Source organism: Nocardioides sp. CPCC 206348, from assembly GCF_048654705.1.
Classification (GTDB): Bacteria; Actinomycetota; Actinomycetes; order Propionibacteriales; family Nocardioidaceae; genus Nocardioides.
Genome location: NZ_JBMCZA010000230.1, coordinates 3,337 through 3,682, shown reverse-complemented (window position 1 = coordinate 3,682; position 346 = coordinate 3,337). Strand labels below are relative to the sequence as shown.

Here is a 346-nt window from a genome sequence, read left to right as displayed (position 1 = left end):
CCCCATGCCTGGCAGGTCAACAGGTGCGGGTGTGGGATCCCGAACACGTCGCGCAGCGCGAACACGACCTGGCTCGCGAGGGCGACGGCCTCGCCGACCGGCCGATCCGAGGCCCAGTTCAACGGGTCTCCGGCGTGGTCGTGCTGAAGCGTGAAGCCGGCGTCCTCGAGCAGCAGCCGACCGCGCTCGTCGAGCAGGAAGGAGCGGCCGAGGTAGGTGTTGCTGCTGATCTCACAGCGGAGCATGGTTCCGCTGCCGAACCCGGCGAACTGGGCGTACGGCGCTGTTCCGCTCTCGTCGTCGCCGGGCAGTTCGAGGATCAGGTGGTCGCGACCGTCCGGGTCGA

1 protein-coding gene is annotated in these 346 nt (G+C 69.4%); it reads right to left on the bottom strand.

Annotated features, from left to right (window positions below; translation table 11 throughout):
- Nucleotides 1–346 (bottom strand): TY-Chap domain-containing protein (locus ACOADB_RS26445; RefSeq protein WP_378606053.1); only part of this gene is annotated, 346 nt, incomplete at both ends.